Below are 24772 nucleotides of genomic sequence, written 5' to 3' on the forward strand. Positions count from 1 at the left end.
CGCCGCCGGTCAGTCCAGGACCGGGTCCAGCCCGAGGGCCCGGTCCTGCTCCGCCTCCGCCTCCCGGCGCACCAGGCGGTACCACATGAAGACCACGAACCCGCCGAAGACGAACCACTCCAGGGTGTAGCCCAGGTTCTGGAACGCGCGCAGGGTGAGCCCGTCGCCGCCCTGCGGCTGCACGGTCGGTACGGAGACCAGCCCGGCGGGCGCGTCGTCGGCGGCCACCCAGCCGTCGTACCAGCCGTCGTACTCCAGCACGTTCAGCAGCGAGGCCCGGTTGATCATGCCGAGCTGCCCGGCGGGCAGACCGCCCGCCACCGCGCCGTTGCTGCCCACCGACTCGTTGGCCTGGAGGCGCCCGGTCACCGTCACCTCTCCGCCCGGCGGCGGCCCGGCGACGGCCGGGTCCCCGGCCGACCAGCCGCGCACCACGGCGACGGCGTGTCCGTCGGCGGTGCGCAGCGGGGTGAGCACGTAGTAGCCCTGCTTGCCGTCCACCACGCGGTTGGGGACGAGCAGTTGGTGCTCGCCGTCGTAGCTGCCGGTCACCGTGACGGTCCTGCCGACGGTTTCCGTGCTCACCTGCGGGGTCGCCTGGTTGAGCAGCGCGTCGATCGGCCGGGCGTCACCCGAAGCGGTGACCGCCTGCTTGGCCTCCTGGTGCGTGGACACCCGGTCCTCGAAGCGGCCGAGCTGCCAGGAACCCAGCCACAGGCAGACCGCCACGGCCGCCACGGCCACGACGGTGCCGCCGAGCCAGCGCGGAGTCAGGAGGAACCGGTACACACCCCCACGGTATCCACTCCTCACACCCGCCCCGTCCCCCGGGCCCCGAACACGGCCGCCTCCGGGCGGTCGCCCCGGCCCCTCCTCTACATCGGCGGCCACGCTCAGGCCGTCGTCACCGAGCCGTCACCGAGCCGTCGGCGAGCCCGACGGCTGCGGTGCCGGGCCGCCCAGCCCCTGGACGCCGCCGCGGTAGACGGTGCCGCTGCACGCCACCGGCAGGGTCGCCGTGGCGGCCGCCGGGCTGCCGGGGGCGGGGGTGTGGGCGATGGTCACGGCGGGCGGCGCGGTGGTCGGGTTGCCGGTCGGCGTCGCGGTCGGGCTGGGGGCCGTGGTGGGGCCCGCCGACGGGGACGAGGAGGCCGGCGGGTTGGCGCTGACCTCACTGGTGGGGACGGAGGCCGGGGCGCCGGACTCGGCGGCGGGGACGTCCGAGCGCAGGGCCACCTGGTTGACGCTGTTCGACGGGGTGCTCAGGGTGCCCGAGCCGGTACAGGTCTGGTCGGGGACCCAGGCGAACGGCACCCGGTACCCGGCCCGCGGCGCGAGCACCGGCGGCTCCCCGTCCATCGCGGGCAGGCCGGCGGCCGGGTCGCCCGGGGCGTGGTCGGCGGTGCGGATGCGGCCGCGGTCGCCGCCGCTGACGGCGGTGACCGCCACCGAGCCCGGCCCGCCGAGCCGACAGCTGCGCCCGGACACGTTGTAGACGGTGAACGAGCCGTAGATCCGCCCGTCGCCGTCGGCCGTGCCGACCTGGGCGAGGCCCTCACCGAGGTCCGTCCGGGTGCAGAGCGGGACGATGCCGCCGTCACCGGCGCCGGAGGTCCCGCTGGGCGCGACGCCGCCGTCGGTGCTCGCCTGCCCGCCGCCGGGGCTGTGCGGGGCCGAGGCCGTACCGGGCGGCGGGGTGGTGTCGCCGGGGCCGCTCGGGTTCGCGTGCGAGGCCGCCCCGGTGCCGCCGGTCGTCCCGGCGGTGCCGCTGGGCGAGGTGGCGGCCGGGCTCTTGGCGTCGGCCGAGCCGGGGCCGCCGGAGAGCCCGAGGTGCTCCCCCTCGTGCAGGACGGGCAGGCCGATCGCGACGACGAAGGCGAGCGCGGCCGCCCCGGTCCAGGCACCGCGCCGGGCGGCCCGGCGGCGGGGCACCGCCCGCCGGATCCGCGGCAGCCCGCCGGCCGCGGGCTGGATGCCGGAGACGGCGCCGTGCAGCAGCTCGCGCACCGCCCGTTCCTCGGTGGACAGGGACAGCAGCTCCTCCGGGGCCTCGGCCCCGGGCCTGCTCGCTCTGGAAGCGCCGAGCCCGATCGCCCCGGGCTCGTTCGCCCCGGTCGCCCCGGGTCCGTTCACCTCAGGCCCGCCCGCCTCCGGAGTGCCGTCCGCCGGCCGCCGTCGGTCGCCGTCCGCCTCAGCCATGTCCGGCCGCCATCTGGACGCGCAGGGCGGCGAGCCCGCGCGAGCCGTAGGCCTTCACCGAGCCGAGCGAGATGCCCAGGGTCTCGGCGACCTGCGCCTCCGTCATGTCCACGAAGTAACGCAGCACCAGAACCTCCCGCTGACGGCGTTGCAGACCACGCAGCGCGGCCTTCAACTGGTCGCGCTCCAGGGCATCGTAAGCACCTTCTTCTGCACTGGCCATGTCAGGCATGGGCTTCGGCAGCAGTCGCAGCCCGAGGATGCGGCGGCGCAGCGTGGAGCGGGACAGGTTGACGACCGTCTGCCGCAGGTACGCCAGGGTCTTCTCGGGCTCGCGCACCCGGCGCCGGGCGGCGTGCACCCGGATGAACGCCTCCTGGACGACGTCCTCGCAGGTCGAGAGGTCGTCGAGGAGCAGCGCGGCGAGCCGCAGCAGCGAGCGGTAGTGCGCCTGGTAGGTCGCGGTGAGCAGGTCCTCGCTGGTACCCGCGTCGGTACCGGCACCGGAGTCCGCCGCACCGGGTGCGGCCGCCGTCATCTGGTCTTCTTCCGGCCTACTCGCAGGCCTCGGGGCGCGCGAGGGGAAGGACACCGCGGCTCTTGCCGGGATGCCCGCCCTTGCCCCCACCATCACGTTCGCCACGCACGTTGGACACTCGATCCCCTGTCATGGTTGCCCAGCCCGGGGCCCATTCTTCCGCATCGGCTGAAGAGGCCTCCAGGGGATTCCCACGGGATTCCGGACAGATTGTGTCGAGGAGCGAACACAGGTATGGACACAGGTGTGGACACAAGCGGGCACATCGGAACCCGTGAGGGCCCGTCACTCTCTAATCCGTCGGCGTTCCCGCCGTCAGCTCCGCCGCCACCAGCTCGGCCAGCTGCACCAGGTTGAGCGCCGCGCCCTTGCGCAGGTTGTCCCCGCAGAGGAAGAGGTCCAGCGCCTCCGGCTCGTCCAGCGCCCGCCGGACCCGCCCGACCCAGACCGGGTCCGTCCCGACCACGTCGTTCGGCGTCGGGAACTCGCCCGCCGCCGGGTCGTCGTAGAGGACCACGCCGGGCGCGTCCCGCAGGATCTCCTGCGCGTGCTCCTGGGTGACCTCGCGTTCGAACCGCGCGTGCACGGCCAGCGCGTGGGTGCGGACGACGGGGATGTGGACGCAGGTCGCCGAGACCTTCAGGGCGGGCAGGCCGAGGACCTTGCGGGACTCGTCGCGGATGCCCATCTCCTCGGCGGACCAGCCGCCCTCGCGCAGCCCGCCGGTCCAGGGCACGGCGTTGAGCGCGAGCGGGGCGGCGAACGGCCCCTGATCGGCGATCAGCGCGCGCAGGTCGCCGGTCTGCCGGCCGACCGCGGTGCCCGCCACCAGCCCGGTCTGCGCGCGCAGCGCCGCCTCGCCGTCGCGGCCCTCGCCGCCGGCGGCCTGGTAGGAGGCGACCACGAGCTGCGCCAGCCCGTACTCGGCGTGCAGCGCGCCGACCGCGGCGATCATCGCGAGCGTGGTGCCGGCCGGACTGGCGACGATGCCGCGCGGGCGGATCCGCAGCGCGGCCGCGTTGACCTCCGGGACGACCAGCGGCACGTCCTCGGCGGTGCGGAAGGCGGCCGAGTCGTCGACCACCACGACGCCCTTGGCCGCCGCGATCGGCGCCCACTGGGCGGAGACCTGGTCGGGGACGGCGAAGACCGCGACGTCGATCCCCGCGAAGGCCTCCTCGGTCAGCGGGACGACCCCGACGGTCTCCCCGCGCACCAGCGCCGTACGGCCGGCCGAGCGCGGGGAGGCGACGAGTCGGACCTCGCCCCAGACGTCCTGGCGGAGGGAGAGCAGCCCGAGCAGCACCTCGCCGACCGCGCCGGTGGCGCCGACGACGGCGAGGTTGGGACGCCGGGTCATCGCCCGGCGTCCCGGCCCGGTGCCCGGGTCATCGCCCGGTGCTCCCGCTCCGTTCCCGGGTCATCGCCCGGTGCCGCCGTAGACGACGGCCTCGTCGCTCTCGCTGTCCAGGCCGAAGGCGCTGTGCACGGCACGGACGGCCTCCGGCACGTCGTCGGCGCGGGTGACCACCGAGATGCGGATCTCCGAGGTGGAGATCAGCTCGATGTTGACGCCCGCGGCGGACAGCGCCTCGAAGAAGGTCGCCGTGACGCCCGGGTTGGAGCGCATGCCGGCGCCGACCAGCGAGATCTTGCCGATCGCGTCGTCGTAGCGGAGCGACTCGTAGCCGATGCCCTGCTTGACCCGGCCCAGCGCGTCGATGGCCTTCTGGCCCTCGGTCTTGGGCAGGGTGAAGGAGATGTCGGTCAGGCCGGTCGACGCGGCGGAGACGTTCTGCACCACCATGTCGATGTTGACCTCGGCGTCGGCGATGGCGCGGAAGATGCGCGCCGCCTCGCCCGGCTTGTCGGGCACGCCGACGACGGTGACCTTGGCCTCGGAGGTGTCGTGGGCGACTCCGGAGATGATGGCCTGCTCCATCTCGCCCCCTTCGGGCTTGTTCGGGTTGTCGTTGCTGACGATCGTCCCGGGAAGACCCGAGAAGGACGAGCGTACGTGAATCGGGATGTTGTAGCGACGGGCGTACTCGACACACCGATCGAGCAGCACCTTGGAACCCGACGAGGCCAGCTCCAGCATGTCCTCGTAGGCGATCCAGTCGATCTTGCGGGCCTTCTTCACCACGCGCGGGTCGGCGGTGAACACGCCGTCCACGTCGGTGTAGATCTCGCAGACCTCGGCCTTCAGCGCGGCGGCGAGCGCCACGGCGGTGGTGTCCGAGCCGCCCCGGCCCAGCGTGGTGATGTCCTTGCTGGTCTGGGAGACGCCCTGGAAGCCGGCCACGATCGCGATGTTGCCCTGGTCCAGGGCGGTGCGGATGCGACCGGGCGTCACGTCGATGATGCGCGCCTTGTTGTGCACGGAGTCGGTGATGACACCGGCCTGGCTGCCCGTGAAGGACTGCGCCTCGTGCCCCAGGGATTTGATCGCCATGGCGAGCAGCGCCATGGAGATGCGCTCTCCAGCGGTCAGCAGCATGTCGAACTCACGGCCGGCAGGCAGCGGTGACACCTGCTCCGCGAGTTCGATGAGCTCGTCCGTCGTGTCGCCCATCGCGGACACCACGACGACGACCTCATGGCCGGCCTTCTTGGCGTCAACGATTCGGCGGGCCACGCGCTTGATGCCTTCGGCATCCGCAACGGATGAGCCGCCGTACTTCTGCACGACAAGGCCCACGTGCGCTCCTCGACTCGAAGTCTTTTCCGGGGGCTACGGGCCCCCGTACCCCCCGGGGGAGAGGGGGGTGCGGTCGTCGTCAGTCTACCGAGCAGGGGTGCTCCGACCGGCGCTTTCCATATCGTGAGACGGTAGTTTCAGCACGTGAGCGGCCGTACGGGCGGCTCCGCCGTCAGGTCTGCGGGCGATTCGGTACCGCTCCGAAGAATCGCCCGACCGGGGGACGGCGATCCGGCCGGATTTCTTTTCCGGCCGGGGCGCTGAGGCATTCGTCACAATCCGAGGGCGCATTCGATCAGCCCGCGATCCGTGCCGGGATCCGTGCCACGTTGTGCCCGCGATCCGTGCCGGTATCCGTGCCGCGTTGTGCCCGCGATCCGCCGGATTCCCACCGGATTTCCGTCCGGGAAACTACCGCCCGAGGCCGAGCTCGGCCGCCATCAGGTCGCCCGCCTGCTGCTCCAGCTGCTCGTCGGTGAGCCCGTCGTCGTCGGTGTCCGCGCCGTCCGGCGCCGCGCCGATCGGGCTGTCCAGCCGGACGTGGGCGATCAGCGACTGCAGGGCCCGCAGCACCGCCGTGCAGGTCGTGCCCCAGTTGGAGAGGTACGAGAACTGCCACCACCACAGCGCCTCGCTGACCCGGCCCTCGCGGTAGTGGGTCAGGCCGTGCTGGAGCTCGCTGACCACGCCGGCCAGGTCGTCCGAGATCCGGAAGGCGTTGGGCTTCTCCGGCGGACCGTACGGGTCGAAGACCTCGTGGTAGACGTCGATCGGCGCGAGCAGCTCGGCGAGGCGCTCGCGCAGCTGCTCGCCGTCCGGCTCGGGGCCGGTGTCCGGCTCGAACCGGTCCTCCGGGACGACGTCCTCGATCGCGCCCAGCCGGCCGCCGGCCAGCAGCAGCTGCGAGACCTCCAGGAGCAGCAGCGAGACCGCGCTGCCGGGCTCGTCGCCCTTGGCGACCTCGGTGACGGCGAGCACGAAGCTCTCCACCGAGTCGGCGATCTGCACGGCGAAGTCGTCCGGCTCCGAGCCGTGGCCGTGGACGTGCGGGGCGTGCGCCCCCGGTTCCCCGTGGGACTGCTGGTGGGGGGTGTGGGGCTGCTGGTTGATCGTCCGGTCAGACATCGAGCAGTCGTCTCCCTTCGAAGGCGCGGCCGAGGGTGACCTCGTCCGCGTACTCCAGATCCCCGCCGACGGGCAGGCCGCTCGCCAGACGGGTCACCTTCAGGCCCATCGGCTTGCAGAGCCGGGCCAGGTAGGTGGCGGTCGCCTCCCCCTCCAGGTTGGGGTCGGTGGCCAGGATCAGCTCGGTGACCGTGCCGTCCGCGAGGCGCGACAGCAGCTCGCGGATCCGCAGGTCGTCCGGGCCGACGCCCTCGATGGGGCTGATCGCGCCGCCCAGCACGTGGTAGCGGCCGCGGAACTCACGGGTGCGCTCGATGGCGACGACGTCCTTCGGCTCCTCGACCACGCAGATGACGGCGAGGTCGCGGCGCGGGTCCAGGCAGACCCGGCACCGCTCGGCCTCCGCGACGTTGCCGCAGACCGCGCAGAAGCGGACCTTGTCCTTGACCTCCAGCAGCGCGTGCGCCAGCCGGCGCACGTCCGTCGGGTCGGACTGCAGCACGTGGAAGGCGATCCGCTGCGCGCTCTTGGGCCCGACGCCGGGCAGCCTGCCCAGTTCGTCGATCAGGTCCTGAACCACGCCCTCGTACAACGTCGCGCCTTCCCTCGGATGGTCGGTGTGCCGGACGGCCGGTGGAGCCGGGTGGCCGGTGGTGCCGGACGGCCGGTGGTGCTCCGGTGCCATCATCCAACGAATCGGGCGTCGGACACAGCGCCCGACGCCCGACTCCCACATAAATCACATGGGTCTGTCGTCTGAACTTCAGACCTTCTGGCCTTGGAAGCCGCCGTTGGACGACGTCAGAACGGCAGGCCGGGGATGCCGCCGCCGCCCAGGCCCTGGGTCAGCGGGCCCATGCGCTCGGCCTGCAGCTTCTGCGCGGTCTGGTTGGCGTCCCGGACGGCCGCCAGGACCAGGTCGGCCAGGGTCTCGGTGTCGTCCGGGTCCACGGCGGCCGGGGAGATGCTCAGCGCCACCAGCTCACCGGCACCGGTCACCGTCGCCTCGACCAGGCCGCCGCCCGCCGAACCGCTCACCTTCGCCTCGGCCAGCTCCTGCTGGGCGTTCGCGAGATCCTGCTGCATCTTCTGCGCCTGCTTCAGCAGCTGCTGCATGTTGGGCTGGCCACCACCGGGGAACACGGCTGTCTCCTTGCTGTCACGGCTGTCGTACGGCGCTTCGTCCGTCACCGCCGAGCCTACGTGCTGCCCGCCGGTCCGGGCCCCGGATCGGGCCCGGATCAGGGTCCGCTCAGGGGCCCGTAGGCCTGGAGACCTGGGCCGGAGGACCCGGGGGCCGGTTCAGGAGCCCTGGTGGTGGATCTCCTCCAGCACCGTCGCCCCCAACTCGCGGATGATCAGCTCCTGGCCGGAGAACACGTCCTCCTTGAGGTCCGGGTCGTCCGCCTCCGGGACGTCGTCCTCCGGAGCCACCGAGCGCACCGGACGGGCCTGCGCCGCCACCGGCGGCGGGGCCTGCACCGGCGCGGGCTGCACGGGCGGGGCCTGGACGGGCGCCGGCGCGGCCTGGACCGGCGGAGCCTGCACGGGCGCCGGGGCGGGCGCGGGCATCGACGGCGCGGCGGCCGCCGGACGCGCCGCCGGGGCTCCCCAGCCGCCACCGGCCTGGGCACCGCCACCCGGTGCGCCGCCGCCCTGGCCACCGCCGGACAGGCCGCCGCCGGACGGGTCGATGATGCACTCGATCCGCCAGTCCACGCCCAGCGCGTCGGCCAGCGCGGAGCGCAGCACGTCGTCGCTGTTGCTGCCGACGAAGCTGTCCCGGGCGCCGGCGTTGATGAAGGACACCTGGAGCACACTGCCGTCGAACCCGGCCACCTGGCCGTTCTGGCTGAGCAGGATCCAGGTGAAGCGGCGGCGGTTCTTCACCGCCTCCAGGATCTGCGGCCACAGCTGCCGCACCTGCGCGGCACCCTGCTGCGCGGACGCCGACGGCTGCCCACCGGGAGCCGCCACCGGGGCGGGGGCCGGGGCGGGCACGGGAGCGGCGGCCGGCGCCGGGGCCGGAGCCGGGGCGGCCTGCGGCGGCGCCACGGGGGGCGCCGCGGGAGCCGCGGCGGGGGCCCCGCCGGCGGGCGGGAAACTGCGCGGGATCGGCCAGGCACCCGGCGCCGGCCCGGCGGGCGCGGCGGCGGGCGGCGCGGCCTGTACGGGCTGGGGGGCCTGCCCGGCCGGTACGGCGGCGGGCTGGACCGGCGCGGGCGCCACCGGCACCTCGGCCACCGGCGCCACCGCCATCGGAGGCGTCGCCGTCGGAGCCGCCATCGGCATGCCCCCGGGCACCGCCATCGGCGCGGCGAACCCGCCCGCGGACGCCCGTCGCTCCAGCTTGTCCATCCGCGCCTGCAACGACAGCTCGTCGCTGTACGCGCCCGGCAGCATCACCCGGGCGCAGATCAGCTCCAGCTGCAGCCGGGGCGCCGCGTTGCCGCGCATCTCGGTCAGCCCGGTGTTGACGAGGTCTGCGGCCCGGCTCAGCTCGGCCGCACCGAACGCGTCCGCCTGCGCCTGCATCACCGCGACCCGGTCCGCCGGGGCGTCGATCAGCCCCTTCTCCCCCGCGTCCGGCACGGTGGCCAGGATCACCAGGTCGCGCAGCCGCTCCAGCAGGTCGGTGACGAAGCGGCGCGGGTCGTGCCCGCCCTCGACCACCCGGTCGATCACCTGGAACACCGTCGCCCCGTCGTGCGCGGCGAAGGCGTCCACCACCTCGTCCAGCAGCGCGGAGTCGGTGTACCCGAGCAGCGCCGTGGCCATCTGGTACGTCACGCCGCCCTCGCCGGCCCCGGCCAGCAGCTGGTCCATGACCGACATCGAGTCACGCACCGACCCGGCCCCCGCCCGCACCACCAGCGGGAACACGGTGTCCTCGACCTGGATCCCCTCCCGGCCGCACACCTCCGCCAGGTAGTCGCGCAGCGTGCCGGGCGGGACCAGCCGGAACGGGTAGTGGTGCGTCCGGGACCGGATCGTCCCGATCACCTTCTCCGGCTCGGTGGTCGCGAAGATGAACTTGAGGTGCTCCGGCGGCTCCTCGACCACCTTCAGCAGCGCGTTGAAGCCGGCCGAGGTCACCATGTGGGCCTCGTCCAGGATGAAGATCTTGTACCGGCTGTGCACCGGCGCGAAGAACGCCCGCTCGCGCAGCTCGCGCGCGTCGTCCACACCACCGTGCGAGGCGGCGTCGATCTCGATCACGTCGATCGACCCGGGCCCGCCGGTCGCGAGGTCCCGACAGGACTGGCACTCCCCGCAGGGCGTCGGCGTCGGCCCCTGTTCGCAGTTGAGGCAACGGGCCAGGATGCGCGCGCTCGTCGTCTTGCCACAGCCGCGCGGCCCGCTGAACAGGTACGCGTGGTTGACCCTGTTGTTGCGCAGGGCCTGCTGGAGCGGAGCGGTCACGTGCTCCTGCCCGATGACCTCCGCGAAGGTCTCGGGGCGGTAGCGGCGGTACAGGGCTAGGGACACACCCCCGACGATATCGGGACGGACCGACAAACGCGTCGCCCCTCACCCCGCCGACCGTCCCCGACCGGGCCCCGGGAACGCAAAGACCCCTCGCGCACCCGCCAGAGCCCTCTTACCCTTGCTGCCTTCCGGCCCTGGGGGGGTTCAGAGAGATGACGCCACACGAGGGGCTGACCCCCACAGTACCGGATCCCCGCCCCAACGATCCACAGGCCACCCCCACCCTCCCGCCTGCGGGACAGGTGGTCGCGAGCACCCCGAAACATGTACTAAGCTCTCCCACGGAGGATTCGCCTAGAGGCCTAGGGCGCACGCTTGGAAAGCGTGTTGGGGGCAACCCCTCACGAGTTCGAATCTCGTATCCTCCGCCGGCAGAAGGCCCGGACCGCTCAGCGGCCCGGGCCTTCGTCGTTTCCGGTGTCCGGTTCAGCCGCTCACGGCGGCCGAGAGGACCGCGAGGCAGAGCAGCATGCAGCTGGCGAAGGCCGCGCCGGCCGTGATGACGGCGCTGTGCCGGTCCGTGCCGGCGCCCCGCTTCAGCATGAAGGCCAGCAAAGCGATGACCACGGAAGTGAGCGCGGAGACAAGCAGCCACGGGACTCGCGTGACGACAGGCAGGCTACTCATTTTCGGCTTCCTCTGCTGTGGTGTGGTCGATAGGAGGGATGAGGCCCGCATCGGACTGGTGAGTGGTCGGCAGTGCCGCGGTGTCCACCAAGAGCGTTGAAAGCTCGCCCCTGGCGGCATCGGCTGCGGCAGCTGCCTGCTGGTGGGCTGCGATCTGATCGTCGAGCGCACGCAGAAGCTCTCCAACGCGCTGCTGCTCCTCGTACGGCGGCAGCGATACCGGGAGCTGCCTCATCGCGCTGGTCTTGATCGAGTGGACGGTCGACATCGCCGCCCGGTCCTTGATCCATGCCTGGGCTCCCGGAAGCGAGAGGTATGCCAGGACGAAACGCGGGTCCACATCGGGTTCGAAGTCGTACAGCCGGAGGAGGTTCCCGCTGTAGAGGCTGCCGGCCCCCTCCTCTCCCACCAGTGCCACGGGTCCGACCGTCCCGGTACGCGTGCAGAGGATGTCGCCCTCGCGCAACAGGAACCGTTGGAGCTGCTGCGCGTCGCGTGCCGAGATTCTGGTGTCCTCGCTGCCATGGATCCGCCGGTTTCGCAGGTGCTTGGGCAGCACCACTCGGACAGTGCCGTCCTCGGAGTACATCCCGGGGTTCAGCAAGGAGGGCGACGGGCCTGGCTGCACCTTGCACAGATCCTGCAGGAGCACGTTCCGTCGGCCGCCCGCATCGGGTTCCGGGCTGCGGCCGGGCGCTGCCCGCTCCCAGAGCCGCCACGCCTCCGCGTCCAGGGATCCCGCCAGGTCCAGGGAATCGTCGAGCTTCCGACGAGCCGATTTCACCTGCTCGGGTGTCGCCGCCTCGTACGCGCCGAGGCTGACGTAGTCGACGGGGCTGAGCGAGTAGCCACGCTGCTCGATCTCCTCCACGGCGACGGATCGACCGAGCGCGCACGCTTCGTCGGGCACGGGGTTCCCGTCACGCAGCGATCGGTGGATCTGTCCCAGGAGCCGTACGTCGTCGGGGCTCAGCTCTCGGCGGGTCCGCGTGACCAGCTCACCCAACTCGCGGGCATTGATGAAGTGCACCTCGGTACGTTGCGACGGCGCCGACAGGAACCAGATGCAGGCCGACACCGCGGTACCGGTGAAGAGGTGTGGGGGAAGGGCGAGGATGCCGTCGACGACCCCGTCCTCGACCAGGGCTTGCCGGATCGCGCGCTCCCTCGGCTGGTCGGATACGGCAGCGTTGTCCGCCATGATCACCGCAGCTCGTCCACCGGGTCCGAGAGTGGAGAGGATGTGCTGGATCCAGGCGAAGTTGGCGTTGGACGGAGGCGGGGACCCATATCGCCAACCTCCGGCCACGACCCGGCCCGATTCGGCGTTGAACGGCGGATTCGCCAGAACCAGGTCCACCCGTTCCTGCCGTCGCTCCGCCGGCTCGGGCCATGGTGCGATGTCATGGGTGCCCACCCGTGGCGTCACACCGTGGAGCATCAAGTTCATCGCGGTCAGGCGCAGCGTCGCCTCGTCCGGCTTTCCGGCCGTTACCCTCAACACCGAACCGTCACCACTGGCCGCCACCATGGCCGACAGCAGTTCACCGCCACGCGGATAGGGATCGTGGAGCCGGCCCGACACACCCGCCGGGGCAACCAGCTCCCTCAGCAGGGCCACCACCGTTCTGGGTGTGAAGGCGCTACGACTGTCCATGCGCACGACCTCGGCGTACGCGTCGAGCAGATCTCGGAAGGCATCCCGGTCGAGTCCAGCCACCGAGGTCATCAACTGCGGTACGTCAGCAGCGAGTAGGGGCTCAAGACCCTGCAGCGCAAACCGCATGGCTGGCGCCGCCCCACAGGTCTTCAGCAACCGATCGGTTCGCTCCCCCACCTCGCTGAGGAAGCCTTTGGGTGTCACCGCCGGGTGTGCGCCGACCCGATCCTCCAGGGCCACCCAGTCCTTGTGTGCTCCCCACCTCAGAAAGATCAGGCACATCGGCAAGGGAAGATAGGCCGTCAGCGACGGCGCGCCCCACGTTTCCACCATCTGGGGTTTCAGCAACTCTGCCAGGACTTGCCGGGACCGCGACCGCGACTGTTCGGCACTCGGTGAAGAGACGGCGAACCCAGCGGCCCGGTCGGCCGCGGGCACTCCCTCGTACTGCCCGGACAAGGCTCGGACCCTGTCGCCATAGGTGATCCCTACGTGCTCCCCCTCCCTCCGTGCCGACTTGGGCACAGACCGGGCGTCGAGCCATCGCACGATGTCAGCGAGCCGAAACAACCGCTTGTGGCCGACCCGCTGCTCCTGCGGAAAGTCCGGATGGCGGTTCTGCCAGTTCGTGACCGCAGGGGCCCCGACGCCGGCCAGCTCTGCAATCTTGGCCCGGGAGACGAGTCTCCTGTCACTACTCTTGTCACTCAACGCAGTCATTCTCCCCGTCATCGGTCGGCTGCCCTGTTGAAGCAAAGCTAGATGGCTGACCATCAGAGCACCAACTGCGCACTGAAGTGCGCACAGATCTCTACTACCGCAACCTTCAGAGAAAGCGCAGACCGCCACTCAAGATAGTGGTCATGAGCTGCAGCTTTACTGACAAGCCGTGAATGCACCTCCACAGTCGACCGATGCAAGGAGCAAACCGTGAACTTCACACTTTCAGGGAGGGCGCACCATGAGAAGCCTTCGAGTGCCCTCTGGAAGTCAGCATCCCCGAAGGTCGCGAGGAGTGTCGACACTCTCCGTAATTACCCCTGCAGAGCGGAGGCATCGACCCGGCCGCGTCCGCTCCCGTTCAACGCGGCCCCACGCAGGACGTCCAGCCCGATCGGCCACTCCGGGCTCCGGGCCCGGGGGCGCAGCCCTTCCGATCGACTTCGGAACACATTCCGAAGTAGCGTCGAGTCCCCCTCTCACTGTGTCGTTCTCCGACCTCTCGAAGAACTCGAAGCGTGTCGCGGACACCGTCGAGCGGGCACAGCGCGTCCACGTCACCCGTCGTGACGGCGAGGACCCGTACCTGACCACCGAGCGTCACGACCGTCAGCGCGAGGAGGCCGCGGATGCCACCGCGCGCCTGTTCGCGGCCTTGATCACCAGTGACGAGGGTGCGCGCGGTCCTCCTCGCCCTCCCCGAGGTCTTCCCGTGGGCTCGACATCTGTCGGCCGAGGAGGTGCGCGAGTTCGTCGTCGACCTCGTGGACGCCACCCGCGACGTGAGTGGAACTGGACGTCCACACCAACCTGCACCGCGTGATCGTCGAGTGACGGGCCACTGCCAGGATCCTGGCGGACCCCACACTGAGCGCCCAGCCCACCGAGCCACTTCCTGGTGATGACCACGGCGAGGTACTCGCCCTGTGAGCCCCAGGCGTGGAGACGACGTCCCGCCACCACCGGTCGGTGACGAGTGGCGGCTGCGGTTCGCCACCAACGAAACCGCCAAGGGGTGGGGCCACCTCTGCATGGAGGCGCCGGGCAACACCCGACGCTGCTTCGAAGCCCTCCGCACCACCCCCTGTCCACGAGTGACCCGATCGAGAGCACCGACTCCGCGGCCGCCTGGCGACGCGCGTTCTCGGTAGGTGAGCACCACCTGGTCTCAGTTCTGGTCTCGTTCACCCCCGTCCAGCCAGATTCAGTTGCCCCTCAGTGGTTGACGACGCCGCAGGTCAGGACGGGTGTGAACCACGGCGGACGGGGATCGAAAGAATTGGAAAGCGTGTTGGGGGCAACCCCTCACGAGTTCGAATCTCGTATCCTCCGCCGGCAGAAGGCCCGGACCGCTCAGCGGCCCGGGCCTTCGTCGTTTCCGCGTCCATGGGCTTCCGTCCCGTCAGGGCTTTGATCCGCCCCAATCGCGCGGGGCGGCCGTGCGTGTGGTGTCGGGCCCGTCGCGGTTGCGGGGCCGGGCCCGGGGTGCCTCAATGGCCCCGGCGGCGACCGCCGTCTGCGGGCGAGGAGGGCGGCATGCCACGGGTCGCGGTGAACGGCGTCGAACTCTTCTACGAGGTGGACGGGGACGGCGAGCCGCTGGTCCTGGTGCACGGCTCGTGGGGTGACCACGGCAGCTGGGGGCCGGTCCTGCCCGCCCTCGCGCAGAAGTTCCGGGTCCTCGCCTACGACCGGCGGGGGCACAGCCGGAGCGAGCGCCCGCCGGGGCGGGGGTCCCGGTTCGAGGACGAGGAGGACCTGGCCGCGCTGATCGAGACCCTCGGGTTCGCGCCGGCGTACGTCGCGGGCAACTCCTTCGGCGCCTCGACCGCGCTCGGCCTGGCGGCCCGGCGGCCCGAGCTCTTCCGGGGCCTCGTCGCCCACGAGCCCCCACTCCTGGACACCGTCGCCGACGACCCCCGGCTGCTGCCGCTGACGGCGGCCACCGGGGAGAGGATCGAATCCGTCCTCGCCCTCCTGACGGCCGGCCGGACCCTCGCGGGGGCCCGCCGGTTCATGGAGGAGGTCGCCCTGGGGCCCGGCGCCTGGGACCGGCTGCCGGAACAGCTCCGCGAGACCTTCGTCGCCAACGCCCCCACCTTCGCGGACGAGCAGGCGGACCCGCAGTGGGCCAACCTCGACCTCGGCCGCCTCTCCCACTACACCGGGCCCGCCCTGCTGACGAAGGGGACGCAGAGCCCGCCCTGGTTCGCCGCGATCGTCGCCCGGCTCTCCGCGGCCCTGCCCCAGGCCGAGACCCACACCTTCGAGGGAGCCGGGCACGTCCCCCACCTCAGCCATCCGGACGCCTACGCGCAGCGCCTGACCGGCTTCATCGAAGGAGCCGGCCGGACCCCCTAGCCCGCCTCCAGGGCAGAGCCGCGGGTCAGGCCGCCCGGCCGGGGGCCGGGTGGGACGCGCCGGCCGGGCGGAGCCGGCGGCGGACGGCCCAGGCGGCTGCCGCGAGGGCGAAGCCGTAGACGGAGACGAGTCCGTGGCCGTTCTCCTGGGCGATCCACATGGCGAGGCCGAGGGCGGGGACGCCGGCCGCCAGGGCGAGCTCCTTGGGGAGGCGGGTGCGGGTGAGGAAGGCCAGGGCGAGGGTGGCGCCGAGGAAGTAGGTGGCACCGGAGCTGCCGGCGAAGTTGCGGGGGTCGGTGCTGGGGCCGCCGCCGAGGCCGAGCAGGCTGTCGACGCGGCCGGGCAGCAGGATGCCGGCGAGGAAGAAGCCGAGGGTGAGCGGGCCGCCCCAGTACCACTGGGCGAGGGCGGCGACGGCGGCGAGGGTGACGAGGTTCCACAGGCCGCCGAAGAGGCCGCCGTTCTGCATGAACACCGAGGTGAGCTCGCGCCACCAGCCGGACTTGGCGGGGTCCGCGTCGAGCGCGTCCATGGCGCCGGACCAGAGCAGCTGGAGCAGGACGCCGCCGACGGCGAGCGCGGTCAGGGCGACCGCCGCCCAGGGGAGCGGCCGTCCGCGCAGGGTGTCGCGGCCGACGACGCCGAGCCCGCAGTTGACCATCATGACCATCAGCGCGGCCGTGGTCACGTTGAAGACGATCGCTCCCATGTCTGGCCCTCCCCCCGGCTCCGACGTTTTCCAACGCCGTTCGAAAACCTGATGACGTCAAGCTAGCACAGTTTTCGAACAGTGTTGGAAAACGTTGTACGGTGGACCGCATGAAGCTCACCAAGGAGCGCATCGTCGATGCGGGCATGGCCGTCTTCGCGGAGGTCGGCTACCAGAACCTGTCCATGCGCCAGGTCGCCGACCGCCTGGACGCCCACGCGGGCAGCCTCTACTACCACGTGCGCGGCAAGGACGAGTTGCTCGCCCTGATGGCCGACCGGGTCTGCCGCAGCGCGTACGACGCCGGCACCGAGGCCCTCACCGCCCTCCCGCCCACCGCCACCTGGCAGGACCGCGTCGAGGTCCAGGCCGCCGCCCTGCGCCTGAGCCTCAAACAGCACCCCGGCGGCGCCCAGCTCCTCGCCGAGAGCCCCGGCGTGCTCAGCCCCGGCGCCCTCTCCCTGATGGAACGCCTGCTGCGCACCCTCCTCGACGCCGACCTCCCCGCCGACCACTGCGGCATCGCCGCCGACACCCTGCTCAGCCACGTCACCGGCTTCGTGCTCCAGGAGCAGAACCAGCCGGCGGCGCCACCGCCCGTCACCGCGGAGCAGTACGCCGAGCTGTGCGAGCGGTTCCCCCTGCTCATGGGCCCGTTGATCCCGCGCGTGGGCCAGGACGAGAAGTTCACCCGGAGCGTCCGCCTGCTCTGCACCGGCTTCGCGGCGCTCTCCTAGCGGCGCCCTCCCGGGCGAGGCAGGCCCGGACCCCTGGCGTCCCCGCGGGACCCCGCTGGGTGAACTCCGCGCGCCAGGCGATTCGACCACGACATAACTTCGCGTTATGAGACTTCACTCTTCGCGCATGAGGTTCTGGGGGCAGGCCGGCGTGGTCGCCGCCGCCGTGGTGGTGCTCGGCGCCACGGCGGCGGGGGGCGCCGTCGGCCGAGCACCGTTCCTCGGGCCGCTGAACACCGTGTCCCCGGTCGCCTCGACCGTGCCCGCGAACGGGGACGTGAACCCGTACGGGACGTTCGTGATCCGGCACAGCACGGGCAGGCTGCACCGCGGCAACGTCCTGATCAGCAACTTCAACAACGCGCAGAACCAGCAGGGCACCGGGACCACCCTGGTCCAGGTGAGTCCGGACGGCGCCGTCAGCACGTTCGCCCAGATCGACCCGGCGCACCTGCCCGGGCCGTGCCCCGGCGGGGTCGGGCTCTCGACGGCGCTGACCGTCCTGCCGGGCGGCTGGGTCGTGGTCGGCAGCACGCCCACCACGGACGGCACCTCCGCCACCGTCCAGGCCGGCTGCCTGCTGGTGCTGGACAGCAACGGAACGGTCCGCGAGACCATCGCGGGCGACGGCATCAACGGCCCGTGGGACATGACGGCCGTCAGCTCCGGCGACCGCGACGAGCTGTTCGTGACCAACCTGCTGAACGGCACGGTCGCGGGCGGCGGGGCCGAGGTCGACCAGGGCACCGTCCTGCGGATCACCCTGTGCCGGCCGGGCGGCGCGCCGCCGCAGCGGATCGCGACCACCCGGATCGGTTCGGGCTTCGGCCAGCGCACCGACCCGGCCGCCCTGGTGATCGGCCCGACCGGCGTCGGCCTGGGCCACGACGACACGCTCTACGTGGCGGACACCCTCGCCAACCGGATCGCCGCGATCCCCGACGCCGTCCACCGCGTCTCCGACGCCGGCACCGGTACCACCGTCAGCACCGGCGGCAACCTCAACGGGCCGCTCGGCCTGGCCGTCGCCCCCGGCGGCGACGTCCTCACGGTGAACTCCGGCGACGGCAACCTGGTCGAGACCACCCCCGCCGGCGACCAGGTCGCCGTCCGCACGCTCGACGACAGCGGCACCCCGCCCGGCGCCGGCGCCCTGTTCGGGCTCGCGGTCGACCTCGACCGCGACGCCGTGTACTTCGTCGACGACGCCACCAACTCCTTGAACGTCCTGCACTGACCGCCCTGCCGCGAGTGCTGCTCCCGTACGCTCTCGCCCCCGAGGGCCCGGACCGCGACCACCGACCGCGGCCCGGGCCCTCGCTGTCTCCCGAACCGCCCGCCGGTCGCTTCGCCGTGCGGCCCGAACCGCCCGCCGGCACACCGTGTTTGCCATGCTTGAGCCCCGGCCGGTTCCGACCTGGGACGGCGTCCGTCCTCTGTGGTGAGGTGTTCCCCATCGGCAAGACAAGTGGATCGACCCTGGTCGCGTGGCTGCGCGGCGCCGACGCGGAACAGGTCGTACGGGTCCTGGCCTCGCGCCCGGACGCCGCGGTGGAGCCGGAGCCGCGATCGGTCGGCGAACTGGCGGACCGGCTCCAGCGCCCGGCCTCGGTCGCGCTGGCGATCCCCCGACTCACGCTGCCCGAGCTCCAGGTGGCGGAGGGCGCCGCCGCACTGGCGCCTGCCACCCGGGACGTACTGGCGAACCTCCTCGACGCGACGGACGGGGAGCGCGCTCACCAACTGGAAGCGGTACTGCGGGAGTTGGCCGATCGCGCGCTGGTGTGGCCGGGCGGCGACGGGCGGCTGCACGTGGCGGCGCCGCTGCGGCAGGTGTGGGCCGCACCCCTCGGGTTGGACGCGCCACTGGCACGGCTGCTCGCTGACACGGCCTCCACCGATCTGGGCCGCATGCTCGCCGCCGTCGGCATCACGTCGACGGGCACCAAGCAGAAGCGGCTGGCCGCGCTGACCGACCACCACGGCGATCCGGACCGGGTCACCGCGCTGGTCGCCAAGGCCCCCGCGGCCGCCCGGAAACTCCTGGAGCAACGTGCGCGGCAGGCGCCGGAGCGGTCGGCCCGCATCCTGTACGGCCTCCCGCGGCCGGATCCCGGGCCGGGCGAACGATGGGCGCTGGAACGGGGGTTGCTGATCCGGGACGGGCGCTGGTACGGGCCCGCCCGGATGCCCTCGGAGGTGGCCCTCGCGCTGCGCGGCACCGGCTGGCACGCCCCGTTCACGCCCGTCCCGCCCGCGGTCCGGACGCGGCCCGTCACCGGATCGGCGGTCGACCGGGAGGCCGCCGCCGCGGCGATGGCGTTCGCCGCCCACGCCTCCTCCGTCCTCGCGGCGTGCGCCGCCGCTCCCCCGGCCCGGCTGAAGTCCGGCGGGATCGGAGCCCGCGAGCTGTCCCGGCTCGGCAAGGCCGCGAAGTGCGACGACACCGTGGTGCGCATCGCGCTGGAGTCGGCCGCCGCGGCCGGGCTGCTGGCCCGGGACGGCGACCGGGTCGCGGCGACCGAGGCCTACGACGGCTGGGCGGAGGGGGAACCCGCCGACCGACTCGCCGTGCTCCTCCGCGCCTGGTGGACACTGCCGCTGACCCCCGGCGGGAGCCGCGACGAGGAGGGGAAGGCGCTGCCCGCCCTCGCCGGAGCCCCGCCCCGCGGGGGCTGCGTCCAGGCCCGGCACGGACTGCTCGCCTCCGCGGCGCGGCTCCCGGCGGGTGAGGGGGCGACCGACCCGGCGGACCTGGGGGCGCTGATCGCGTGGCAGCGTCCGCTCGTCGACCAACTCGCCCAGGACGCAAGCCCGTTCGCCACCCTGGTCGGCGAATCGGAGCTGCTCGGTGTCCTCGCCCTCGGCGCCCTGTCCCCGCTCGGGGCGGCCCTGGACGCCGACGGCCCGGACGCGGTGGCCGCCGCCTGTCGACGGCTGCTGCCCGCCTCCACCGGGTCCGCCCGCTTCGGCAGCGATCTCACGGCCGTGGTCGCCGGCACTCCCTCGACGCCCCTCGTCACGCTGCTGGACTCCGTCGCCGACCGGGAGGCCACCGGTACGGCGTCGGTGTGGCGGTTCAGCCCGGACAGCGTCCGCCGCGCCCTCGACGCCGGCCACACCGCCGACACGCTGACGGCCGACCTCGCCGCCGTCGCCGTCGCCACCGCCGCCGCCACCACCACCACCACGGAACCGCTGCCACAACCGCTGGCGTACCTGATCCGCGACACCGCGCGCGGCCACGGCCGGGTGCGCGTCGTCTCCGCGGCCTGCGTGATCCACGGCGCGGAACCCGCCCTCCTCGCCGAACTGGCCGCCCACCGCAGGCTCGCCCCGCTCGGCCTGCGGCAGTTGGCACCGACGGTGCTGATCAGCCGGACCCCGCCGGACGAGACGCTCGCGGCCCTTCGGTCGGCGGGCTACGCCCCCGTCGCCGAGGAGCAGGACGGATCCGTCCGCATCGAGCGGACCCGGCGACACCGGGCAACGAACCCGCTCCCGACCCCGCGCCGACCCGCCGGCCCACGGCGGAAGGCCGTCCGCGTCGCGGGCGCCCGGACCGCCACCGACCTGGCAGCCGTCGCCGCCCGGCTACTGGCGGCCCCGGAGGAGGCTCCGGAGCCCGACCCCGACGACGGCCGCCCCTACGCCAGCGACACCGAGGAGATCATCGCCGGGCACGCGCGCAACCTGTCCTTCACCGACGTCCGCCAACTGGCCCACGCCGTCAACGAGAAGCAGCCGATCACCGTCGAGTACACCGCCACCTCGGGCAACACGACCGTCCGCACCCTGAGCCGCCTCGAACTCGACGCGCCCTACCTCCACGCCTGGTGCCACCTGCGCGACGCCGAACGGGTCTTCACCCTCTCCCGCATCCACGGGGTGATGCCCTCGTAGCCGGGCCCCCGGCCGGCCGGTGTCCGATTCGTTCAAGACCGGGTGGGGCGGGGGTGCCTAGCGTGGGGGCATGAACAGCACAGGTGTACCGCAGTTCGCGTTCGTCGGGCTGGCCGTTGCGGATGTGGCCGCCTCGGTCGGCTTCTACCGGCGGCTGGGGGTGGGGTTTCCCGAGGGGGCGGAGGGGGAGCCGCACGTCGAGGGCGAGGTGCCGGGCGGGCCGCTTCTGGTGCTCGATTCCGAGGCCACCATCCGGTCGTTCCATCCCGCCTGGCGGCCGCCGAGCGGCGGTGGCCGGTCCGCGCTGGCGTTCCGCTGCGCGAGTCCCGCGCAGGTGGACGCGGTGTACGGGGAGTTGACCGGCGCCGGGTACCACGGGGAGTTGGAGCCGTGGGACGCCTTCTGGGGGCAGCGGTACGCCGTGGTGCACGATCCGGACGGCAACGGGGTGGACCTGCTCGCGCCGCTCGAGGACAGGCCCTAGGAGGAGAGCAGCGCGGTCAGCGGCAGGCCCGCCAACTCCCGTACGTCGCGGGCCAGGTGGGCCTGGTCCGCGTAGCCGGTCCGGGCCGCCGTCTCGGCCTGCGGGACGCCGGAGCGGGCGAGGGCCAGGGCGCGCTGGAGGCGCAGGATCCGGGCGAGGGTCTTGGGCCCGTAGCCGAAGGCGGCCAGGGAGCGGCGGTGCAGTTGGCGGGCGCCGAGGCCGACCGTTTCGGCCGTCGCGGCGACGGAGCGGCCGGCGGCGAGCGAGGCGGCCACGGCGCGGATCAGGCGGTCCTCGGGCTGGGCGTCGGCGGCCAGCCGCAGGGCCAGGGCCTCCAGGGCGGCGGCCGGGTCGGGGGCCGCGTCGATGCCTTCGGTCAGCCGCCGGACCTCGGCGGCGGGCCGCAGGTCGGCCAACTCGACGCGGCGGTCCCGTAGTTCGTGTGCGGGGACGCCGAGCAGGGCGGGAGCGGCGCCGGGCCGGAAGCGTACGCCCGCCCAGGGGCCGCGCAGTCCGGGGCCGGGGTGGAAGGCACGGGTGTCCGGTCCGGCGACCAGCAGCCGGCCCTCCGTCCACAGCAGGTCCATGCAGCCGTCGGGCAGGACGAGCCCGGCACTCGCATGCCCGCCCGTACGCCCGAGGGCCGGCTTCGTCCACAGGACCGCGCCGGGCAGCCGGCACGCGCGTTCCTGGTACGAGGCGGACGGTTCCATGATCCGAGGCTACGCGCCCCGCAGGGACCCGGCGGGCGGACGGCAGCAGGACAGCGACAGGAGGGCGGCAGGACGGCGGGCGGACGCCGACGGCCCCGGCCGCACGAGGCGGCCGGGGCGATCTGCCCGGGGAGAAGGGCCGGTCAGGCGACCGGCTCGGCCTCCGGCACCGCCGAGGGCTCGGCCCCCGCACCGGCGGTCTTCCGGCCGTCGCGCATCAGCACCAGGGTGAGCGCCGCCGCCGCGACGACCGCGATGCCGCCCGCCGTGAAGGTGGTGGAGGTGGCGGTGTTGAACGCCTCCCGGGCGGCCGCGACCAGGCCGCCGTCCCCGGTGGAGCCGGCCACCGCGAGCGCGCCGGTGATGTCGTGGCGGGCGGCGGCGGGGGCGGCCACGGGCATCGCGCCGGTGTAGGTGCTGGAGAGCACGGTGCCGAGGATGGCCACGCCGAGCGCCGCACCGGACTGCTGGATGGTGTCGTTGAGCGCGGAGCCGACGCCGGCGTGCTCACTGGGGATGGCGCTCATCAGCGCGTTGGAGGCGGCCGGCATGGCGAGGCCGGAGCCGATGCCGAGCACCAGCATGGCCAGGGAGACCTTGGTGAAGCCGTCGCCGACCGAGAGGGTGGCGAGCAGTCCGAAGCCGCCCGCGATGATCAGCATGCCGATCGAGGTGAACACCCGCGCCGGGACCTTCTTGCCGAGCACCGCACCCAGCGCGTTGAACACCAGCGAGGCGATGGCCAGCGGGATGAAGGCGAGGCCGGTGTCGGTGGGCGAGAACTCCAGCACGAACTGGAGGTACTGGGTGAGGACCAGCATCAGCCCGCCGGTCGCGAAGGTCAGCAGGATGAGCGAGAAGCTGGCGCCGGTGAAGACCCGGTTGCGGAACAGCTTGATCGGGACCATCGGCGAGTCGGTGCGGACCTGCCGGACGGCGAAGCCGACCAGCGAGGCCACCGCGAGGGCGAGTGCGCCGAGGGTGCTCACGCTGGTGAAGCCGTCCTGGGGCAGCACGATGATCGACCACACCAGCGCCGTCATGCCGACCATCGACAGCACCATGCCGAGCAGGTCGGGGCGGCGCCACGGTCCCTTGGACTCCGGCATCAGCAGCATCGCGGCGACGATGGCGACGGCCGCGATCGGCACGTTGAGCAGGAAGACCGCGCCCCACCAGAAGTGCGCGATCAGCGCGCCGCCCAGCACCGGACCGCCGACCAGGCCGACCATGGCCACCGCGGTCCACGCGGCGATCGCCTTCGGGCGCTCCTCGTCGTCGAAGACGGTGATCAGGATGGAGAGCGTGCTCGGCATGACCAGCGCGCCGCCGACGCCCATCAGGACGCGCCCGGCTATCAGCTCACCGGGGCTGCCGGCGTACGCCGCGACCAGTGAGGCGGCGCCGAACAGCGCCAGCCCGACGATCATCACCTTCCGCCGTCCGAAGCGGTCGGAGAGGCTGCCGGAGGTGAGCAGCAGGCCGGCGAAGACCAGGATGTACGAGTCGATGATCCACTGGATGTCCTGCGCCCCGGCCTTGAGGTCCTCCGCGATCGGCGGGATGGACACCGTGAGCACCATGTTGTCGATCACCAGCACCAGGCTGCTGAGACAGAGCACGACCAGGATGAGCCAGCGCTGCGGATGACGTTCCACGGCGTTTCCCCCTTCGAACTTCGGGCTTCGAGCGTCGGGTTCCGAGCTCGGGCGTCGAGCGTCGGAACGGGCGCGCGGGCCGGGCTGTGACGCCGGAGCCGCGCGGAAGTCGTCGCGGGCACACCGTCCTCCGTCCCCAGGGGAACGGTGTGCGCCGCTCCGAACACTGTACGGATACCGCACACTGTTCGCAACGCCGCACACCGTTCGATCTCCGCACGCTGTTCGTCTCCCCGTACACTGTTCGCATCAACCCGTGGCGAGCGGCGCCGAACCGGACCGGATCCGGACGATTGGTGAGGAGGGCCCGATGGCGGCCAGGACAGAGGACGGCGCGACCCCGGGCATCCCCATGCCGTGGAACCGCCCCGAGCGACGGCGGGAACAGCCCGCCCTCAGCCGCGAACAGATCGTCGCCGAGGCCTTCGCGCTGCTGGACTCCGGCGGCATCGAGGCGCTGAGCATGCGCAAGCTCGCCGCCCGGCTGAACGCCGGCGCCACCTCGCTCTATACCCACGTCGCCAACAAGGACGAGCTGCTCGCCCTGGTCGTCGACCAGGTCTTCGGCACCCTCCCGCACCCCTCGGCCGAGGGGTCCGAGGAGCCGAAGGTCTGGCGCGCGAAGATCGCGGAGTGCGCCGAGAGCATGCGCACGGCCATCATCCGCCACCCGTGGATGGTCGGGGTGATCGGAGACGTCGGGATGATCTACCTCGGCCCCAACTGGATGCGGCTCTCCGAAGCCCTGCTGGACGTCCTGGAGGCGGCCGGCTTCGAGATCGTCGAGGCGAACGACGCGATGAACGCGGTCATGGGCTACACCATCGGGACCGCCTGCGTGGAGGCCGCCTGGCTGGCCGCGCTGGCCCGCAGCGGCCAGGACGAGCAGGAGTGGATGAACCGGCTGCTGCCCGTCGTCACGGAGGCCACCAAGGACTTCCCGCGGCTGCACCGGCTGTACACCACCTCGGTTCCGGACGAGGTCGCCGGAGGCCGGGACAGCACCTTCGCCCGGGGCGTCAACGTCATCCTGGACGGGATCGAAGCGGCCAGGACGGCCCGCAGACAGCACTGAGCCCCCGGGGAGCCGCCCCCGCCCGACGTGCCGCCTCCCGCCCGGCCGCACGGCCCAGCGCCGCCCCGACCGC

At 72.8% G+C, this 24772-nt stretch carries 20 protein-coding genes, 1 tRNA gene and 1 other RNA gene; 7 read left to right on the plus strand and 15 right to left on the minus strand.

Annotation, left to right across the window (positions count from 1 at the left end; all coding sequences use genetic code 11):
* Positions 1-9: 9 nt before the first annotated feature.
* The 10 genes from ACFRQN_RS08050 to ffs all read right to left on the minus strand — a co-directional run bounded on the left by ACFRQN_RS08050 (position 10) and on the right by ffs (position 10224).
* On the minus strand, positions 10-789 hold the full coding sequence (locus tag ACFRQN_RS08050; protein ID WP_380739129.1) for an SURF1 family protein: 780 nt from the start codon (positions 787-789) through the stop codon (positions 10-12).
* A 126-nt stretch (positions 790-915) separates the two neighbouring features.
* Positions 916-2133, minus strand: a complete 1218-nt coding sequence (locus ACFRQN_RS08055; RefSeq protein ID WP_380739131.1) for a hypothetical protein — start codon at positions 2131-2133, stop codon at positions 916-918.
* A 58-nt stretch (positions 2134-2191) separates the two neighbouring features.
* Complete coding sequence (locus tag ACFRQN_RS08060; RefSeq protein WP_049658157.1) at positions 2192-2737, minus strand: SigE family RNA polymerase sigma factor; 546 nt, start codon at positions 2735-2737, stop codon at positions 2192-2194.
* A 292-nt stretch (positions 2738-3029) separates the two neighbouring features.
* Positions 3030-4097, minus strand: a complete 1068-nt coding sequence (locus ACFRQN_RS08065) for an aspartate-semialdehyde dehydrogenase (protein WP_380739133.1) — start codon at positions 4095-4097, stop codon at positions 3030-3032.
* Between the two features lie 60 nt (positions 4098-4157).
* Positions 4158-5438: an aspartate kinase gene (locus ACFRQN_RS08070; RefSeq protein ID WP_074001801.1), complete on the minus strand. Its 1281-nt coding sequence runs from the start codon at positions 5436-5438 to the stop codon at positions 4158-4160.
* 411 nt (positions 5439-5849) lie between these two features.
* Positions 5850-6563 carry a DUF5063 domain-containing protein gene (locus ACFRQN_RS08075; protein WP_241852803.1) on the minus strand — a complete coding sequence of 238 codons (714 nt, stop codon included), beginning with the start codon at positions 6561-6563 and terminating at the stop codon, positions 5850-5852.
* Entirely contained in the window at positions 6556-7155 is a 600-nt protein-coding gene (gene recR, locus ACFRQN_RS08080) for a recombination mediator RecR (protein WP_049658152.1), read from the minus strand. Before recR ends, ACFRQN_RS08075 begins: the two co-directional genes overlap by 8 nt.
* Before the next feature lie 209 nt (positions 7156-7364).
* Complete coding sequence (locus ACFRQN_RS08085) at positions 7365-7706, minus strand: YbaB/EbfC family nucleoid-associated protein (protein WP_074001802.1); 342 nt, start codon at positions 7704-7706, stop codon at positions 7365-7367.
* Between the two features lie 159 nt (positions 7707-7865).
* On the minus strand, positions 7866-10052 hold the full coding sequence (locus ACFRQN_RS08090) for a DNA polymerase III subunit gamma and tau (RefSeq protein WP_380739136.1): 2187 nt from the start codon (positions 10050-10052) through the stop codon (positions 7866-7868).
* Between the two features lie 81 nt (positions 10053-10133).
* Positions 10134-10224: signal recognition particle sRNA small type (gene ffs / locus ACFRQN_RS08095), an RNA gene on the minus strand.
* 111 nt (positions 10225-10335) lie between these two features.
* Here ffs and ACFRQN_RS08100 point away from each other — a divergent pair.
* Positions 10336-10420 (plus strand) — tRNA-Ser (locus tag ACFRQN_RS08100).
* Between the two features lie 58 nt (positions 10421-10478).
* On the opposite strand, the gene ACFRQN_RS08105 is transcribed toward ACFRQN_RS08100, so the two are convergent.
* A complete protein-coding gene (locus ACFRQN_RS08105) occupies positions 10479-10679 on the minus strand; it encodes a hypothetical protein (protein ID WP_074001804.1) in 201 nt (66 codons plus the stop codon).
* Positions 10672-13050 carry an N-6 DNA methylase gene (locus ACFRQN_RS08110; RefSeq protein ID WP_380739138.1) on the minus strand — a complete coding sequence of 793 codons (2379 nt, stop codon included), beginning with the start codon at positions 13048-13050 and terminating at the stop codon, positions 10672-10674. Before ACFRQN_RS08110 ends, ACFRQN_RS08105 begins: the two co-directional genes overlap by 8 nt.
* A 1545-nt stretch (positions 13051-14595) precedes the next feature.
* Between ACFRQN_RS08110 and ACFRQN_RS08115 the strand changes: the two genes are divergently transcribed.
* A complete protein-coding gene (locus ACFRQN_RS08115; protein WP_380739140.1) occupies positions 14596-15420 on the plus strand; it encodes an alpha/beta fold hydrolase in 825 nt (274 codons plus the stop codon).
* A gap of 25 nt (positions 15421-15445) precedes the next feature.
* On the opposite strand, the gene ACFRQN_RS08120 is transcribed toward ACFRQN_RS08115, so the two are convergent.
* Positions 15446-16129 carry a hypothetical protein gene (locus ACFRQN_RS08120; protein WP_380739142.1) on the minus strand — a complete coding sequence of 228 codons (684 nt, stop codon included), beginning with the start codon at positions 16127-16129 and terminating at the stop codon, positions 15446-15448.
* Between the two features lie 110 nt (positions 16130-16239).
* Between ACFRQN_RS08120 and ACFRQN_RS08125 the strand changes: the two genes are divergently transcribed.
* The 4 genes from ACFRQN_RS08125 to ACFRQN_RS08140 all read left to right on the plus strand — a co-directional run bounded on the left by ACFRQN_RS08125 (position 16240) and on the right by ACFRQN_RS08140 (position 21253).
* Positions 16240-16866, plus strand: coding sequence for a TetR/AcrR family transcriptional regulator (locus ACFRQN_RS08125; protein ID WP_380739144.1), 627 nt, complete (start codon positions 16240-16242; stop codon positions 16864-16866).
* 127 nt (positions 16867-16993) lie between these two features.
* Positions 16994-18103, plus strand: coding sequence for a hypothetical protein (locus ACFRQN_RS08130; RefSeq protein WP_063780175.1), 1110 nt, complete (start codon positions 16994-16996; stop codon positions 18101-18103).
* A 209-nt stretch (positions 18104-18312) separates the two neighbouring features.
* Positions 18313-20769: a helicase C-terminal domain-containing protein gene (locus ACFRQN_RS08135; protein WP_380739146.1), complete on the plus strand. Its 2457-nt coding sequence runs from the start codon at positions 18313-18315 to the stop codon at positions 20767-20769.
* A gap of 70 nt (positions 20770-20839) precedes the next feature.
* Positions 20840-21253 (plus strand): VOC family protein, encoded by a 414-nt coding sequence (locus ACFRQN_RS08140; protein ID WP_375876723.1) that lies wholly within the window; start codon positions 20840-20842, stop codon positions 21251-21253.
* Here the strand turns inward: ACFRQN_RS08140 and ACFRQN_RS08145 are convergent.
* Both ACFRQN_RS08145 and ACFRQN_RS08150 read right to left on the minus strand, forming a co-directional pair.
* A complete protein-coding gene (locus ACFRQN_RS08145; RefSeq protein ID WP_380739149.1) occupies positions 21250-21966 on the minus strand; it encodes a helix-turn-helix domain-containing protein in 717 nt (238 codons plus the stop codon). The genes ACFRQN_RS08140 and ACFRQN_RS08145 overlap by 4 nt on opposite strands.
* A gap of 143 nt (positions 21967-22109) precedes the next feature.
* A complete protein-coding gene (locus ACFRQN_RS08150) occupies positions 22110-23624 on the minus strand; it encodes an MFS transporter (protein WP_380739151.1) in 1515 nt (504 codons plus the stop codon).
* A gap of 310 nt (positions 23625-23934) precedes the next feature.
* Between ACFRQN_RS08150 and ACFRQN_RS08155 the strand changes: the two genes are divergently transcribed.
* Positions 23935-24699 carry a TetR/AcrR family transcriptional regulator C-terminal domain-containing protein gene (locus ACFRQN_RS08155; protein ID WP_380739153.1) on the plus strand — a complete coding sequence of 255 codons (765 nt, stop codon included), beginning with the start codon at positions 23935-23937 and terminating at the stop codon, positions 24697-24699.
* The last annotated feature ends 73 nt before the right edge of the window (positions 24700-24772 follow it).

Origin of the sequence: Kitasatospora sp. NPDC056800 (genome assembly GCF_042789775.1) — a bacterium.
Lineage (GTDB): Bacteria > Actinomycetota > Actinomycetes > Streptomycetales > Streptomycetaceae > Kitasatospora.

Bases quoted from the DNA above. Each gene is read 5' to 3' on its own strand.
- ACFRQN_RS08105 (WP_074001804.1), bottom strand. From the start codon at position 10,679: ATGAGTAGCCTGCCTGTCGTCACGCGAGTCCCGTGGCTGCTTGTCTCC.
- ACFRQN_RS08145 (WP_380739149.1), bottom strand. From the start codon at position 21,966: ATGGAACCGTCCGCCTCGTACCAGGAACGCGCGTGCCGGCTGCCCGGC.
- ACFRQN_RS08060 (WP_049658157.1), bottom strand. From the start codon at position 2,737: ATGACGGCGGCCGCACCCGGTGCGGCGGACTCCGGTGCCGGTACCGAC.
- ACFRQN_RS08075 (WP_241852803.1), bottom strand. From the start codon at position 6,563: ATGTCTGACCGGACGATCAACCAGCAGCCCCACACCCCCCACCAGCAG.
- ACFRQN_RS08130 (WP_063780175.1), top strand. From the start codon at position 16,994: ATGAGGTTCTGGGGGCAGGCCGGCGTGGTCGCCGCCGCCGTGGTGGTG.
- ACFRQN_RS08140 (WP_375876723.1), top strand. From the start codon at position 20,840: ATGAACAGCACAGGTGTACCGCAGTTCGCGTTCGTCGGGCTGGCCGTT.
- ACFRQN_RS08120 (WP_380739142.1), bottom strand. From the start codon at position 16,129: ATGGGAGCGATCGTCTTCAACGTGACCACGGCCGCGCTGATGGTCATG.
- ACFRQN_RS08155 (WP_380739153.1), top strand. From the start codon at position 23,935: ATGGCGGCCAGGACAGAGGACGGCGCGACCCCGGGCATCCCCATGCCG.
- ACFRQN_RS08125 (WP_380739144.1), top strand. From the start codon at position 16,240: ATGAAGCTCACCAAGGAGCGCATCGTCGATGCGGGCATGGCCGTCTTC.
- ACFRQN_RS08065 (WP_380739133.1), bottom strand. From the start codon at position 4,097: ATGACCCGGCGTCCCAACCTCGCCGTCGTCGGCGCCACCGGCGCGGTC.
- ACFRQN_RS08115 (WP_380739140.1), top strand. From the start codon at position 14,596: ATGCCACGGGTCGCGGTGAACGGCGTCGAACTCTTCTACGAGGTGGAC.